The organism is Clostridium sp. CF012, from assembly GCF_018861755.1.
Lineage (GTDB): Bacteria > Bacillota > Clostridia > Clostridiales > Clostridiaceae > Clostridium_AD.
This window is the reverse complement of the sequence record NZ_JAHLEF010000011.1, coordinates 15,153-30,933: the sequence shown is the minus strand read 5'-3', so window position 1 is coordinate 30,933 and position 15,781 is coordinate 15,153. Positions and strand designations below refer to the sequence as shown.

The window sequence follows — 15,781 nt, the reverse complement described above, 5'->3', positions numbered from 1 at the left end:
TTTATTTGCATGTGCCTAATTTAAATAAGAAAGGAATAATGAATGTCTTCATTATCCCTTTCTATAGGTAAATACTTATTTTACTCACAAGGATATATATAATTTGCAGCACAACGAATATCTAAATCTTCTGGGTCTTCAATATCAGCCGGTAGCACAAACACTAGTTTACGAGTAATAGTACCACATGCATTATTAGCACATGCATCTTCTTTGCATAGCCTGGTAGTAAAACCTCTAAAAGCAAGTATTCTATGAGAATTATCATATATAATGCATGCAACTGATACGGTTTTTCCAAAACATACGTTATTTACTTGTATTCTTGTGGTCAATAATTTGGCACCATGTTTTTCTATATCTACTGGATCTACATTAACAGTAGAGCATAAATCACAATCACATTCATTGTTATTATTTCTTGAACAATTTAGTTTATTATCTTTTTCATCTTTACTCATTTTATAAAACTCCTTTTTTGTATAAATTTACAACATAACAATACACACTAATACTGATTTATAAGTTATTTATGACTTTTAAGGATACATATATCACTTGAATATATTGCGAATATAAGTTTATACGTTGATATATGTACTAATAAATCAGATTCATAATTAAGATGGTGTTTATTATAAATTTACAATTAGTTTTACAAATGGGTTATAATATATAATATAATCTATATTATATATTATAATATTATATAGTAAGGGTATTTGTTAATAATAATTGTAAATAATTTAAAAACATTTGAAAGGGGTGTAGAAAATGAATAGATGCGATTGGTGTGGAATTGACCCACTTTATATGAAATACCATGATGAGGAATGGGGGGTACCCGTTCATCAAGATAGAAAACATTTTGAATTTCTTATCCTTGAATCTGCTCAGGCAGGACTTAGCTGGATTACCATACTTAGAAAAAGAGAAAACTATAGAAAAGCCTATGATGATTTTGATTTTAATAAAGTAGCACAATACGATAGTGAAAAAATAATAGAGCTTTTACAAAATGAAGGCATTATTAGGAATAAACTTAAAATAGCCGCTTCTATAAATAATGCTGTAAGGTTTATTAAAATTCAAGAGGAATTTGGTAGCTTTGACGCTTACATATGGGGTTTCGTGAATAATAGTCCTATAATTAACCATTGGGATAGTATTACAAATGTGCCCGCAACCTCTGAATTGTCGGATAAGGTTAGCAAGGATTTAAAAAAACGTGGTTTTAAGTTCTTGGGTTCAACCATAACGTACGCCCATCTCCAAGCTATAGGCATAATAAATGACCATATTACAAGCTGCTTTAGATACACTGATGACTTGACAGTTAAGAGTGAATAATTGTGGTGAAAATGAGTAACCCTTTCATTCAACAAAAATAGTAAAATAGTTCTTAATGAGATATTAAATCAAATTAAGAACTATTTTCTTTTGTTTATATTACTTGAGTAAAGAAATTTCTAATGCAATTCTAATCTCCTACTAATAATGCTTTAATACGTGCATTATATAATAAAAACATAGAAAACAAATAATTCTTATACAACCCAAATAAAAATTAGGAGGAATTTAAATGTCAATAAATTTAGAACAAATTGATGAGTTAAGAAAAAGAGCTAATGTAAGCTATGAGGATGCTAAAAACGCCTTAGAACAAAATGCAGGAAACCTTATAGAAGCACTAGTATATCTTGAAAAACAAAACAAGATTAAACCAGAGGAGTTATCTTCTAGCGAGAGTAAATTCTTTAAGAGTGTAAAAAAACTTATTAAAAAAGGCAACGAAACAAAATTAATAGTTAAAAAGGATGATAATGTTGTATTAAATATTTCTGTAACGCTAGGTGTTATAATATCTATAGCAGCTACTCCCTTAGCAATTGTAGCCATAATACTTGCACTAGCAACTAACCATAAAATAAGAATTCAAAAGAAAAATAGTGAAGATCTAGAAGTAAACAAAATTTTCGATAAAATGTCCGTTGCTATAAATAAGGTAACTACAAAAATTACAGAAGAAATGAAAACTGAATAATGCCTAGTAACCTACATTTTAACTATGTAGGTTGTTTTTTTATAACAGTAACAATATAAAGCGGATTGTCTGCAATTATATATAAAATAATATATAATAAACCTATGGTTATTAACCCAACTTTCGCACATACTTTTCCTATGTACTGCTTAGAAAAATCATGTGCGAGAGTTGGGTGGTTGATAAAATATATTTTGGGGGTTAATGTATATATGAGTGGACAAAAAATTTTAATAATTGAGGATGAAATAAAAATAGCACGATTTCTTGAATTGGAATTAACCTATGAGGGGTATAGCGTTTATCAATCTCATGACGGACGTGAGGGTTTATATAGAGCCATTAACGAGATTTTTGATATAATAATTCTTGATGTTATGCTACCTTCACTAAACGGTCTCGAAGTATTAAGAAGACTAAGACAAGTGTCTGCCGTTCCAGTTATAATGCTTACCGCGAAAGATGAGATAATGGATAAAGTTATGGGTCTTGACATAGGTGCAGATGACTATATGACTAAGCCTTTTGCTATTGAGGAATTACTAGCAAGAATAAGAACAGCCTTAAAAAAAGCACCTGTATTTAAAGAAATCACTAATATATTATCTGTAGGAGAATTGTCCTTAGACTTAGATGGACATATGGTTACCTTTAAAACTAACTCTATAGAACTAACTAAAACAGAATTTGATCTACTTAAATACCTAATTGAAAATAAAAATATTGTTCTTACTAGAAATAAAATTATAGATGTAGTATGGGGCTATGAATATATGGGTGATACTAATGTAGTAGATGTTTACATTAGATATTTAAGAAGTAAAATAGATGATAGATTCAACAGGAAATTTATTTATACGCTGCGAGGGGTGGGATATCTTTTAAAAGATGAATAATTCTAAATTTATCTCTAAGCTTATATGGCAATATTTGCGATTTCTCTTAAGGTCAATAAGAATAGCACTTATTTTTATACCAAAGTTATTAAAGAAACTAACTAACACAATTCATAAAGGGTTAAGATTTTCAATTAGTTTTAAAATGACTGCAGTATATACACTGATTTTTTCTATTATAATGTTTTTATTAAGTGTTGGTTTAATTATAGGTTTTCGTTTTTTCCTACTAAACGACGCTCGGGGTGAACTTACTAGATATAGTTCAGTAGCTATTAATTATGCTAAATTAGACGGTGATATTCAGAATTTTAATGTGAATATTTTTTCCAATTTAGAATATGTGACCTTAAGTGTTTTTGATAAAAGTGAAAATCTAGTTTATTCTACCCAAAAGGATAAAACAAAGGTATCTTTTAATAAAGATACCTCAACTTATCCTGTTATTAATGAAATAAACCAGCAATTTATTTTTGTTAGTACTAAGCTTACCCAAAATAATAAAACCTTTTTCCTTCAATTTTCTAAAAGCCTAAAAAAAGAAAATGAATATTGGGGTATTTTTGCTTTAATTATTTTCTTTGTAAACATATTCTCTTTAATGGTTACATTAGGTGCTGGATCTAAAGCCAGTAAAAAAATGCTTCTACCTATTAAAGACATGACAAAAATCACAAAAGCTATTTCAATTAATGCCTTAGATACTAGATTAAATGTTAGTATTTCCCATGATGAACTAAAGGATTTAGCTGAAACTATTAATAAAATGCTGGATGGTATTCAAACTTCCTATGAACAGCAAAACCAATTTGTATCGGATGCTTCTCATGAGCTTCGAACCCCAATAGCTGTAATTCAAGGCTATGCAAATATGTTGTACCGCTGGGGAAAAGATGATAAAGAAGTATTAGAGGAATCTATAACTGCTATTAAGAGCGAAGCGGGCGATATGCAACAGTTAGTAGAAAAGCTTTTATTTCTTGCAAGAAGTGATAAGAATACACAAAAAATCGAAAAAACAAGTTTTTATATTAATGACCTAGTAGCTGAAATTATAAAGGAAACAAAACTAATTGATACTTCCCATGAAATTAAAACTGTTCTAAATCAGCAAGCTTCTATTTATGCTGATAAAAAACTTCTTAAGCAAGCACTGAGAGTTTTCATAGATAATAGCATAAAGTATACGCCTAAGGGTGGAAGTATTGTGTTAAATAGTTATATTAAAAAGAAGAATCTAATGATTGAAATTACAGATACAGGAATAGGTATTTCTAAAGAAGATCTTCCCTATATTTTTAATAGATTTTATAGATGTGATAAGTCAAGAACAAAAGAAAGTGGTGGAACAGGACTTGGTTTATCTATAGCAAAATGGATTATTGGCAAGCATAACGGCTCCATTATAGTTGAAAGCAGACCAGAAATTGGCACAAAGATAACAATTGGGCTTCCTATGAAAAACACCGGATAATTGAAAAAGCAGCACTGCCGTTTCATGCAGTGCTGCTTTTTTGTATATAAGCTGAATAAACTTTGAAGATTAATTTTTAAAGTTTATCAAATTAGTAAATTTATTTTTCGAAGACATTTATATACATTTGCTTAAGTTCACTGATTAATGGATATCTTGGATTCGCACCTGTACATTGGTCATCAAAAGCCTGCTCACTCATATGATCTAAGGTAGCATAAAATTTTTCTTTAGACACTCCTGCTTCACTTATTGTCATAGGAATATTAATTTTAGCTTTTAATTCATCAATAGCCTTAATTAATAATTCTATCTTTTCATCTTCTGTAGTTCCACCTAATTGTAAATAGTCAGCAATCCTTGTATACCTCCACTTAGCATTTGGATATTTATATTGTGGAAATGCTGCTTGTTTTGTTGGATTATCTACCGCATTGAATCTTATAACTTCATTTATTAATAATGCGTTAGCAATGCCATGTGGCACATGATGCTCTGATCCTAATTTGTGTGCCATTGAATGACATACTCCTAGGAAAGCATTAGCAAAAGCCATACCGGCCATTGTTGACGCACTAGCCATTTTTTCTCTTGCTTTTATATTAGTTATACCCTCATTGTAAGCTTGTGGTAAATACTTGAATATTAATCTCATTGATTCTAAAGCAAGTCCATTAGTATATTCTGAAGCAAGAACAGACACATAAGCCTCTATAGCATGAGTTAAAGCATCTATACCCGAAGCTGCGGTTAATCCCTTTGGCATACCCATCATAAGTTCTGCATCTACTATTGCCATATTTGGAGTTAACTCGTAATCCGCTAAAGGATATTTAATTCCTGTTTTTTCATCAGTGATTACTGCAAATGGAGTGACTTCTGAGCCTGTACCTGCTGAAGTTGGTATTGAAACCATCATAGCTTTTTCTCCCATTTTAGGGAATGGATAAACTCTCTTTCTAATATCCATAAATCTCATAGCTAAATCCTCAAATCTTACTTCTGGATGCTCATACATTACCCACATGATTTTAGCTGCATCCATTGGGGATCCACCACCAAGTGCGATAATTGTATCTGGCTTAAATATTTCCATTTCACTAGCACCTTTTTTTGCTATTGCAAGAGTTGGGTCTGGTTCTACGTCATAGAATATCTTAAACTCAACTCCAATTTCTTCTAAAACACGCGTAACTTTATCTACATATCCTAGATCATAAAGAACCTTATCAGTTACTATAAATGCTTTCTTCTTGTTCATATCCTTTAATTCTTTTAAAGCCACCCCTAGGCTACCGTATTTGAAATAAACTTTTTCTGGAACTCTAAACCAAAGCATATTTTCTCTCCTCTCTGCTACACTCTTCACATTTAATAAATGTTTAACTCCAACGTTTTCTGATACAGAGTTTCCACCCCATGAACCACAACCTAGTGTTAATGAAGGAGCTAGCTTAAAGTTGTATAAATCACCTATAGCGCCTTGAGCTGCTGGCATGTTTACTATAACTCTTCCTGTTTTCATTGTTGCGCCAAACTTAGCTATTCTATCTGCAGACTTAGTTCTGTGAGTATACAATGATGATGTATGACCAAAGCCTCCAAGTTCAACAAGTCTCTCTGCCTTTTTTAGTGCTTCGTCAAAGGTTTTAACCTTATACATAGCTAGTACAGGAGATAATTTTTCATGTGAAAATGCTTCTTCAAGTTCTACAGATTCAACTTCGCCTATAATAATCTTTGTTTCTTCAGGCACTTTCACTCCTGCCATTTCTGCTATTTTATAAGCAGATTGACCTACTATATTTGCATTTAATGATCCGTTAGTTAATATTATTTTTCTTACTTTGTCTATTTCCGCTTTTTTCAGAATATAGGCTCCCCTTTCAGAAAACTCTTTCCTAACTTCGTCATATATTTCTTCCATAACTAATACTGATTGTTCTGAAGCACATATTACTCCGTTATCAAAACTCTTAGAAAGAAGAATTGAGTTTACGGCCATTTTAATTTCAGCCGTCTCATCAATAATTGCTGGTGTATTTCCTGCGCCAACTCCAATAGCTGGTTTTCCTGAAGAATAAGCTGCTTTAACCATTCCTGGTCCACCTGTTGCAAGTATTATATCTGATTCTCTCATAACAATCTGTGAAAGTTCTACTGAAGGCTCATCTATCCAAGCTATTATTCCTTTTGGTGCGCCTGCTTTAACTGCTGCATCTAGTATTATTTTAGCTGCTGCAATAGTAGATTTTTTACTCCTTGGATGTGGGGAGAAAATAATACCATTCCTAGTTTTTAATGATATAAGCGCTTTAAATATAGCTGTGGATGTTGGATTTGTAGTTGGCACAATTGCTGCTACAACTCCTATTGGCTCTGCAATCTTTGTAATACCAAAGGATTTATCAACATCTATAACTCCACAGGTTTTTTCATCTTTATATTGATTATATATATATTCTGAAGCAAAATGATTTTTTATAACCTTATCTTCTACAATTCCCATACCGGTTTCTTCCACTGCCATCTTAGCTAGATCAATTCTCGAATTATTTGCAGCCATTGCAGATTGTCTAAATATTTCATCTACCTGTTCTTGAGTAAAAGTAGAAAATTCCTTTTGAGCACTTCTAACTTCTTTTATTCTAATCATTAATTCTTCTACGTTTGTTACTTTCATATGCTACACCTCTTTCAAAATAATAGATTACATTAATGGTCTATTCTACATAAAAAAAATTTATTTATTGATTTAAAGTGATTTTTTATTAATTACTTTAAATTAGGTTTTCATTTTAGATATTTGCTCCTTCTTATGTGTTAATAATATCACAATGTATTTATATTTGCAAAGGGTTTTTTAATGAATTTCAACATATTTTATTATTCATTTGCAATCACCAAACACTTGCAAACCTTTTCATAAAGGCGAACACAGACTTATTCGTGCAATTTTTTAAATTTACTTTTTTTCATTTTTAATATAAAACAAGGAAAAAAGTATGTTATTTATTAAACAATGTAATTATTTATCCACATATTTAATTTGCAAATTAGGTCTTCCAATTTTCTATATAAAAAAAACAAGGGATGGTAAAATTACCACACCTTGTTTCTATGTACCTTATATACTTGTTACAGATTTATCCCATTAAGCAATGCCTTAAGCTTTATAAGTTCTTCTTTAGATAGTGTAACCCCTTTTCCCATTTTCTCATGTTCTGGAGACCAATCTCTAATATCGTATTTAGCTTCCTTATCATTCCAACTTATAAGATTTAACTCTTTTCTCCATGTTTTACCGGATTCTGATAGTTCTCCTAGTGTTTCTTTTATTTCATATTTAATATCTGCCATCTTTTTACCTCCACTAATAATTTTACCCACATATTAATAATTTTTACTGACAAATTAATATTATATGATTTTCACATAAAAAGCTATAAGTTAGATATTTTATAGTAATAAAGACTTTTATATTTATATTTTTCATCTCTATATAATGAATCTCTTCAAAATATGCAAATATTTATTTGATTATTTGTATATTATTTTACACACACTATAGTTATGTGATATGATTAAACAAGGGTTTATTCTAACATCTATTCAAATATTATATTTATTTAATAAGATGTTTTTAACAAACATTTTAAATATTGTTATAGCTTTTATCATATGGGCATTTATAGGCAACTCTTTTATTAGTATATTTTATACCCTGACTTAAAATATTTTTTACAATATTATAAGTTACCCCCATTATGGGTAGTATTATAAAATATACATATAAAAGGATATTTTAATTTCCAGAATAGATTTCCATATGATTGAGTAATAATTAGAATATATTAAAGAATATCAGTTAGTAGAAATGTTTTAACGACATTTCAGAAGGGCTTCTCCCCTGTCTTCAACCAGTGATAGCTAACTCTAACAAAGAGAAAACTTCAGGTGGAGTATATTATCCCTTCTGAAGTCGTTAATATTGCAGCTTAGAAAATGAAAAACAGCTGCGAAGGTAATGATTTATTTTATAATGGTATAACTATATTATATGAGGAGTGATATTATGAAAATAAGATTAGGCTACGTGGCTACTGCTTTAAAAGCAGCAAAAATAACTTCTGCTAGCACAGTAACTTTTTCTACATATACTAAACAATCCACGGATAGAGATAAGCTTGAAAAACTACAAAAGGTAGCAGTATCAAACGTAAATGATTTGTATAAAATTCTAGAATATACTGTAAAAAACAATGTTCACTTTTATAGAATTACTTCTGCACTAATACCTTTAGCAACTCATCCTGAAGTTACAGATTGGGAGTTCAGAAGAATATTAAAAATGGATTTTGATTGGCTTGGAAATTATATAAACAATAATGGTTTAAGGGTTGATATGCATCCTGATGAATCTAATGTTATAAATAGTTCTAAAGAGGAAGTAATAAAAGCTACTGAAAAGAATCTTATGTTCCATGCAAATCTTTTCCAGGATATTAGTTACCCCTTAGGAAAAATGATATTACACATTGGAGGTAAAGAAGGCGGTAAACTAGCTGCTACAGAAAGATTCTTTAAGAATTATAATAACTTACCAAAAGAAATAACAAAATTATTAGTATTTGAAAATGATGATAAAAGCTTTACTACAAAAGAAGTATTAAACATATGCAAAGAAATAAATGTGCCTATGGTACTAGATGTACATCATCATAACTGCAACAACGGTGGAGATGAACTAGAACCTATGTTAACAGAAATATTTTCCACTTGGGAAAACGAACTTCTACCAGTAAAAATACATTTTTCCAGCCCTAAAACTGGTGAAAAAGATAAAAAACATGCTGATAACATCGATCCAGCTGCCTTCATCGAGTTTATCGAAAAATGTATTCCACTAGGAGTTGACTTAGATATAATGCTAGAGGCAAAACTAGCTGATTTGGCATTATTCCAACTTGTAGATGATATAAAAGCTTTTAAACCTGAATGGAACTGGCTTGATACTAGTACTTTAGAATTTAAATAAAATTTATTAATATAAAGAAAAGGCTCCAAGAATATGAAAATTCTTGGAGCCTTTTCTTTATATTAACGCCTCTTCTATTTTCTTAAGCTCTTCTACTGTAAATTCTATATTATCAAGGGCTGCAATATTTTCTTCAAGTTGACTTACTTTACTAGCACCGATAAGTGCAGATGTAACTTTCCCATCTCTTAATACCCAAGATAAACCCATTTGAGCTAAGCTTTGTCCTCTTTCTTTTGCTATGTCATTAAGAGTATATATTTTTTTTAGCTTTTCTTCTGTAATGTCCTTTGAGCTAAGGAATTTAGAATTTCCAGCTGCTCTAGAGTCTAAAGGTATTCCTTTCAAATATTTATTTGTAAGTAATCCCTGTGCTAAGGGAACGAATGCAATGGTGCCTATACCTGCAGCATCTAGTACTTGTTGAAGTTTTTCTTCAATCCATCTATTAAGTAAGGAATAAGATACCTGACTTATTACAAAAGGAGTTCCAAGTCTTTTTAATATACTCACTGCCCTTTGTGTATCTTCTGCTTTATAATTAGATAAGCCAATATATAATGCCTTTCCTTGTCTAACCATTAAATCTAGTGTATTCATTGTTTCTTCTAGTGGTGTATTAGGATCCGGTCTATGGTGGTAAAATACGTCTACATAATCAAGTCCCATGCGCTGTAGACTCTTATCTAAACTAGCAGTTAAATATTTTTTAGATCCCCAGTCACCATAAGGACCTGGCCACATATAGTAGCCTGCTTTTGTGGAGACTATTATCTCATCTCTATATGGTGCAAAATCCATTTTTAAAATTCTTCCGAAATTTTCTTCAGCTGCCCCCTCAGGAGGACCATAATTATTAGCTAGGTCAAAATGCGTTATACCTAAATCAAATGCCTTTTGAACTAAAAGACGACTGTTTTCAAAAGAGTCGTTATCACCAAAATTATGCCAAAGTCCCAGTGAAATGGAAGGTAATTTAAGCCCACTGCTTCCACATCTATTATATATCATTTTATCGTATCTACTGTTTGAAGCCACATAGCCCATAACTTATCTCTCCTCTGCATTAAATTTTAATTATAAAATGTTATTCATAATATTATACCTCTTTAAATCCTGTATTCATAATATTTATATTTTTTGAATTTTTGATGTCAATTATTTTAACCTTTCCATCTATACCATCCATAGAAAAAGGTTCTCTATTGTTCTTTCACATTACTTAGTTCTATTATTTGTCCCCTTTGTGCTAAGGTTAATCCAATCTCTGGAGAATTACTAAATTCTGTATTTTGGTTTTCTATAATTAGTACTACTGCATCCTCACTTAAACTGTGTGTGTGCCAAGTAGCTTTTTTTACATTATATATTTTCAAAGGCTCTAGTTCTTTGGCGTATATATTTTCTATGACATCACCACCTTCCCCAATATAAAGTATGAATTTACCCCTTAAAATTACGAATACTTCGTCTGTTTCGTTATGCTTTTGCATCTTAGTAATGTTCTCTGGAAGCAGCTCATCGCAATATTTTAAGATAGCCACTCTCCAATTTTCATAGTCAATGACAGGCATATAGCCATCACCAACATACTCCACTATTTCTAAAAGTCTTTCATTTATCTCCAAGGTAGCACCTCCAAATTATTAATCCACTATAAAAGAAATGTTACCTCATATAAAAGAAGTAACTAGATCTTGATTTAATCCCTATAATAACTCAACTGTCAGCTTATGAGTTTTGTCACTAGGCAAGGCTTTTATTAATGCTCTATTTATTATAGCTTTACCCTCCTCAATTACACATTGTACCTTTTCGTCATTAATTTTTACCCTACTTATTTTATATTCACCGAATTCCACATTATTAATGTTTTTATAACAAATATTTAATGTAATTCCTGCAAAAGTCGTTAAAACCTCAACTTCACCTGCTTTATTAAACTGCTCCTTCAATATTTTAGGCTGGATTACTAAGTCTCCCATACTGCCTTTTACTCCATATACTTCGTTAAGCATGGTTAAAAGTAACCAACTAGCAGATCCCGTTAAATAATTGTACATACCTCTTCCCTTTTGGTTTATATATTCAGGTACTCCAGGATATATCCTACTTTTATCGAAATCTACACAATGCTTGTATATAGACTTTATAACTTCAAATCCACTCTTAACGTATCCCCTTTTATAAAGAGCATTACCATACATAATTGCCATATGGCTAAACATTGCACCATTTTCTTTGTGACCGTACGCGAATCCAAAAAGTCTTCCCATATTTAACTTAACCTCATTAAAATTAGTATTAAGTCTATATCCTCCAACCGCTTCATCTCTTAAATATCTATTACTGGCTTCAATAATTTTATCTATCTGCTCATCTGTAGCCACATTACCCATAATAGTAAATACTTGACCAGTTAAAATCATTCTTACTCCTAGTTCGTTATCTCCCTCTACTCTGTCACCTTCATTATCATAGTATCCATTAAACCAAGCATAACCTTCTATATTTTTTATCCATTCATTTTTTCTTACATGATTTATTATCCAATTTCCTTTTCGTCGTAGGTCACGTATAACATTATCTATATGAAGGTTTGTTTTATCTCCTGAGATATTATTAGTGCATTTATTGTAATATTTATTTAATACCTCCAGCTTTTGAGGAACAACTTCATAATCTATCTTTTCACCTAATGAATCGAAAAGTTCTACCATTTCAGAAGCTATTTCTATATAATAAACTAAGGCTTTATTTTTTAAGGATTCTAGTACATTGCTTATCTCCATTAAATTACTTCCATAAAAAGCTGTAAAAGCAACACTTTCCCCCTTATCAGATGCCATATCTAATCCATCATTCCAATCTGCTCCCTCTAATTTAATATTGTTATGTATTCCTACATTAAAAAACGGGGTTAAATTTTCAATTAATATATGTTCTAGAATGGTACCTTTATAAATATCACCCTTTATATTCTTAAGTTTATTTCCATATTCATCATTCCAATTTTCATCAATATCAGTGCATCTTTTAATTTGTTTATCCTTAAAATACACTTGATCTTGAAGCAAGAATTCCAGATCTCCACTTTGATCTATATAAAGCTTTGTGGTTAGGAAAGGCCATGCTCCATGATCCATCCAAATCCTTGCAATATTATTCCTATCAGCAATAAATTCTCCAGGACCCGCACCAATAATAGTAGCATTGCTACCATCTATTCTAACCCCTGCATAGTTGTTAAGTAGCACAGATCTTACTCCTTCTGGTTCCATAATTAATAGTGCAAGACAATCTTGCCAAAGATCTCTCCAGCCTCTTCCTCCCCTTCCGTAATCGTGGTGAGGTAAAAATGAGCATCCATAAATCCGCCTTAAGATAGGTTGAAGCGCAACCCATTTCATCCAGATATCAAAAATATCATCTCCAGATTTGAAGCAAAGTTTATTTATTTTATCTTGCCAATGTTTCTTATTTTCATGGGAAGCCAAATCAAAAGCAGATAAATTACAATATTTCTTTCTGTAATTTAGTGCCTCAACTTCATCTTCACTAATAGACATTGACATTATATATGTCTTTGAATGACCTTTTTGAAGTATTATATTCTTAAATCGTAACCCCCCTATAGCCTCGTATCCCTCTAATATTTCATTAGCCTTGTAATAATTCTCACTGTTCCTCACAATAGCCTCAGGCCATTCTAAGTTACCACCCTCACCAATATATCCTTCGATTTCCGGAAAAAAGCCTATTGGTGCATCTCCATAATCCTCTACTCCTTGTACCGAATATACAACATTGTTTAATTTATGACCTCTTTCATCAAAGGACAAAGTTGGCCTTACCGTAACCCCATAATCGCTAGTATAAGTTCGCTGTAAAAGGGAAGTCACATGTCTATGATCCCTTATATTATCCGCTGAACGTCCAAATATAGGCATTGCTACTGTAGGAGTAAATTCTACAGTTTTATCTCCGGTATTTGTAATTGTTACTTTCATTAGCTCCACTTTATCTAGCCCTTGTGGCACAAAACTAGTTATTTCTGCCTTTATACCAATCTTCGAATTTTCTCTTATAACTCTATGCCATAAAAATCCAGCTTCTACAATAACAGTTTCTTCACTTTCATCTTGGAAGTGCTTTGAGATCTGATTTGGTGAACTACCCATTAATGACCAGGGTCCATATCGCTCTATAAATATCCAAAAGTTTCTACCGGATCTTGAATTATGAAGGTCCTCTGAAGAAACTGGAGTCATTAAAAAAGTATTTTGGTTTGTTTTAATATCTCCCTGTAATAGTGGAGTAATTGAGGACATCATGCCCCCCTCATTAGTTAATGGGAAATACAAATAACTTGTGTTATCCGCCTTTACTAATTTGAATTCTCCTTCTTCTGAAGTAAATTGAAAGTCACTCCTATTACTATTCCACATACCTATCCGCCCCTTCCTTAGATAATTCCCTTAGGTGCTGTAATATTAACCCTTTATAGCACCAGATATAAGACTTTCCTGAACTTGTCTACTTAAAAGTATATATATTATAACTGTTGGAAGAGTTGCAATTACCATACCTGCGCCAATCACCCCCCAATCTGTGGCATATTGACCAGCTAAAGACATTATTCCAACTGTTAAGGTTCTATATTTGCCACTGTTAACAAAGGTATTTGCGAACATTAATTCATTCCAAGTACCTAAAAAGGTGAATATTGAAATAGTGGCAAGAGCAGGTTTTACTACAGGGAAAATAACTCTAAAGAATGCCATATAAACATTGCACCCATCAATGTATGCTGCCTCTTCTAATTCCTTTGGTATTGATTTATAGAAACTTACCAATATTAAAATACTCATTGGTAGTGCGAATGCAATATATGGAATTAGTAATGCTAAATATGAATCTAAAATATTTAACTTAGTAAGCACTATAAATAGTGGTAGTAGAGCTGCATGAATAGGCACCATAATTCCTAAAAGAAAAAGGGACATTACTATATTATTATATTTCCACTTCATTCTAGCTATAGCATAGGCCGCCATGGAGCTTAAAAGTCCTGAAACCACTACAGTAACTACAGTATAGAACACACTATTTAAAAAGTATTTCAATAGTCCCCCATTAATAAGAGCACCGCTATAATTTTCCCATCTAAATATTTTTGGAATCCCCGCTATATTAGTATAAAAAATTTCAGTATTGTCCTTTAGCGAAAACATAATCATCCATAATAGTGGATATAGTTGAATAATCGCAATTCCAAACAATATAATCATCAAAATAATTGTAGATAATTTCCACTTTATTTTCTGCTTCATTTTCAAACCTCCTACCTTATAGTACTGACGCTGAATCTTCTGACTTTTTAAATATAGCTTGCACCACAAGACTCATAATCAAACACTCAAGTATAATAAAAAATGCTTGTGCACTACCATATCCATAGGCACCTTTTTTAAATAAGTTTGCATACATAACTGTGCTTGGCACTTCACTTGAATGGAATGGTCCTCCACCAGTCATAATATAAACTAAATCAAAAGCTTTAAGCGAACCTATGGCTGAAAAGGTTACACAAACCTTTATTATAGGCATAAGCAATGGCAAAGTTATTTTAAAGGCAGTCTGTATTGCATTTGCTCCATCAATCCTCGCAGCCTCATAAACATCCTCTGAAATGGATTTTATGCCTGCATATAATATTAGCATGTGATATCCTATATATTGCCATACTCCTGGAATCACGGTTGCTAAAAATGAAGTATCCTCTCTTCCTAGCCAAGCTAAAGCATACTTTCCAAGACCAATTGACCTTAGAAATTCATTTAGTAATCCATGGTCCCCGTTGAAAATCTTCATCCATAATTGTCCAATAACCATACTAGAAATAACTACGGGAATAAAATAAACTGTTCTAAAAAACTCTTCAAATTTTACTCCCCTTGCAAGTATCATTGCCAGTATCAACGCAATTGGTAGCTGAATAAATAGTGATGCAGCTACAAGTTTTAATGAATTAATAATGGATTTTAGAAATACTGGATCAGATAAAACTAATTTACTATAATTTTGAAGTCCTATAAATTCCATGCTACCCATACCATTATATTTAAACAAACCATAATAGGCAGTTATAACTATAGGTAATAGCACTACTAAAAAATATATGATAAATGTTGGAACTAAAAATACTGCTATAGCTTTTTTATTATACATTAGCTTATTCAAAATATCACCTCAACCCATAAAATTTTTATTAATATAGGCTGCCCCCTATTTTATGTATTTTAAGGTGGCAGCCTAAATTAAAATTG

General features: G+C 31.4%; 13 protein-coding genes. 5 read left to right on the top strand and 8 right to left on the bottom strand.

Going from position 1 to position 15,781, the window contains the following annotated elements; genetic code table 11:
• Positions 1 to 80: 80 nt before the first annotated feature.
• On the bottom strand, positions 81 to 461 hold the full coding sequence (locus KPL50_RS12005; protein ID WP_216298712.1) for a hypothetical protein: 381 nt from the start codon (positions 459 to 461) through the stop codon (positions 81 to 83).
• A 313-nt stretch (positions 462 to 774) separates the two neighbouring features.
• On the opposite strand from KPL50_RS12005, the gene KPL50_RS12000 reads away from it, so the two are divergent.
• From KPL50_RS12000 to KPL50_RS11985, 4 genes are all read left to right on the top strand, one after another.
• Complete coding sequence (locus tag KPL50_RS12000) at positions 775 to 1,350, top strand: DNA-3-methyladenine glycosylase I (protein WP_216298711.1); 576 nt, start codon at positions 775 to 777, stop codon at positions 1,348 to 1,350.
• Positions 1,351 to 1,582: 232 nt separating this feature from the next.
• A complete protein-coding gene (locus tag KPL50_RS11995) occupies positions 1,583 to 2,044 on the top strand; it encodes a DUF4342 domain-containing protein (RefSeq protein WP_216298710.1) in 462 nt (153 codons plus the stop codon).
• 212 nt (positions 2,045 to 2,256) lie between these two features.
• Positions 2,257 to 2,940 (top strand): response regulator transcription factor, encoded by a 684-nt coding sequence (locus KPL50_RS11990; RefSeq protein WP_216298709.1) that lies wholly within the window; start codon positions 2,257 to 2,259, stop codon positions 2,938 to 2,940.
• Positions 2,941 to 3,121: 181 nt separating this feature from the next.
• Positions 3,122 to 4,414, top strand: coding sequence for a HAMP domain-containing sensor histidine kinase (locus KPL50_RS11985; protein WP_253200589.1), 1,293 nt, complete (start codon positions 3,122 to 3,124; stop codon positions 4,412 to 4,414).
• 100 nt (positions 4,415 to 4,514) lie between these two features.
• Here KPL50_RS11985 and adhE read toward each other — a convergent pair whose 3' ends face one another.
• Both adhE and KPL50_RS11975 read right to left on the bottom strand, forming a co-directional pair.
• Positions 4,515 to 7,097, bottom strand: coding sequence for a bifunctional acetaldehyde-CoA/alcohol dehydrogenase (gene adhE, locus KPL50_RS11980; RefSeq protein ID WP_216298707.1), 2,583 nt, complete (start codon positions 7,095 to 7,097; stop codon positions 4,515 to 4,517).
• 455 nt (positions 7,098 to 7,552) lie between these two features.
• On the bottom strand, positions 7,553 to 7,774 hold the full coding sequence (locus KPL50_RS11975; RefSeq protein WP_216298706.1) for a YdbC family protein: 222 nt from the start codon (positions 7,772 to 7,774) through the stop codon (positions 7,553 to 7,555).
• Between the two features lie 715 nt (positions 7,775 to 8,489).
• Here KPL50_RS11975 and uvsE point away from each other — a divergent pair.
• Positions 8,490 to 9,452, top strand: coding sequence for a UV DNA damage repair endonuclease UvsE (gene uvsE, locus KPL50_RS11970; protein WP_216298705.1), 963 nt, complete (start codon positions 8,490 to 8,492; stop codon positions 9,450 to 9,452).
• A 57-nt stretch (positions 9,453 to 9,509) separates the two neighbouring features.
• On the opposite strand, the gene mgrA is transcribed toward uvsE, so the two are convergent.
• The 5 genes from mgrA to KPL50_RS11945 all read right to left on the bottom strand — a co-directional run bounded on the left by mgrA (position 9,510) and on the right by KPL50_RS11945 (position 15,683).
• Positions 9,510 to 10,499 carry an L-glyceraldehyde 3-phosphate reductase gene (gene mgrA, locus KPL50_RS11965; protein ID WP_216298704.1) on the bottom strand — a complete coding sequence of 330 codons (990 nt, stop codon included), beginning with the start codon at positions 10,497 to 10,499 and terminating at the stop codon, positions 9,510 to 9,512.
• A 155-nt stretch (positions 10,500 to 10,654) separates the two neighbouring features.
• Positions 10,655 to 11,080: a hypothetical protein gene (locus tag KPL50_RS11960; protein WP_253200588.1), complete on the bottom strand. Its 426-nt coding sequence runs from the start codon at positions 11,078 to 11,080 to the stop codon at positions 10,655 to 10,657.
• Positions 11,081 to 11,161: 81 nt separating this feature from the next.
• On the bottom strand, positions 11,162 to 13,900 hold the full coding sequence (locus tag KPL50_RS11955; protein ID WP_216298703.1) for a GH36-type glycosyl hydrolase domain-containing protein: 2,739 nt from the start codon (positions 13,898 to 13,900) through the stop codon (positions 11,162 to 11,164).
• A 45-nt stretch (positions 13,901 to 13,945) separates the two neighbouring features.
• Complete coding sequence (locus KPL50_RS11950; protein WP_216298702.1) at positions 13,946 to 14,785, bottom strand: carbohydrate ABC transporter permease; 840 nt, start codon at positions 14,783 to 14,785, stop codon at positions 13,946 to 13,948.
• A gap of 16 nt (positions 14,786 to 14,801) precedes the next feature.
• A complete protein-coding gene (locus tag KPL50_RS11945; protein WP_253200587.1) occupies positions 14,802 to 15,683 on the bottom strand; it encodes a carbohydrate ABC transporter permease in 882 nt (293 codons plus the stop codon).
• Positions 15,684 to 15,781 lie beyond the last annotated feature (98 nt).

Excerpts from the sequence above, each read along its gene's own strand:
- KPL50_RS11990 (WP_216298709.1), top strand. The coding sequence starts at position 2,257 with ATGAGTGGACAAAAAATTTTAATAATTGAGGATGAAATAAAAATAGCA.
- mgrA (WP_216298704.1), bottom strand. The coding sequence starts at position 10,499 with ATGGGCTATGTGGCTTCAAACAGTAGATACGATAAAATGATATATAAT.
- KPL50_RS12005 (WP_216298712.1), bottom strand. The coding sequence starts at position 461 with ATGAGTAAAGATGAAAAAGATAATAAACTAAATTGTTCAAGAAATAAT.
- KPL50_RS11945 (WP_253200587.1), bottom strand. The coding sequence starts at position 15,683 with ATGTATAATAAAAAAGCTATAGCAGTATTTTTAGTTCCAACATTTATC.
- adhE (WP_216298707.1), bottom strand. The coding sequence starts at position 7,097 with ATGAAAGTAACAAACGTAGAAGAATTAATGATTAGAATAAAAGAAGTT.
- KPL50_RS11955 (WP_216298703.1), bottom strand. The coding sequence starts at position 13,900 with ATGTGGAATAGTAATAGGAGTGACTTTCAATTTACTTCAGAAGAAGGA.
- KPL50_RS11985 (WP_253200589.1), top strand. The coding sequence starts at position 3,122 with ATGTTTTTATTAAGTGTTGGTTTAATTATAGGTTTTCGTTTTTTCCTA.
- uvsE (WP_216298705.1), top strand. The coding sequence starts at position 8,490 with ATGAAAATAAGATTAGGCTACGTGGCTACTGCTTTAAAAGCAGCAAAA.
- KPL50_RS11975 (WP_216298706.1), bottom strand. The coding sequence starts at position 7,774 with ATGGCAGATATTAAATATGAAATAAAAGAAACACTAGGAGAACTATCA.
- KPL50_RS12000 (WP_216298711.1), top strand. The coding sequence starts at position 775 with ATGAATAGATGCGATTGGTGTGGAATTGACCCACTTTATATGAAATAC.
- KPL50_RS11950 (WP_216298702.1), bottom strand. The coding sequence starts at position 14,785 with ATGAAGCAGAAAATAAAGTGGAAATTATCTACAATTATTTTGATGATT.
- KPL50_RS11995 (WP_216298710.1), top strand. The coding sequence starts at position 1,583 with ATGTCAATAAATTTAGAACAAATTGATGAGTTAAGAAAAAGAGCTAAT.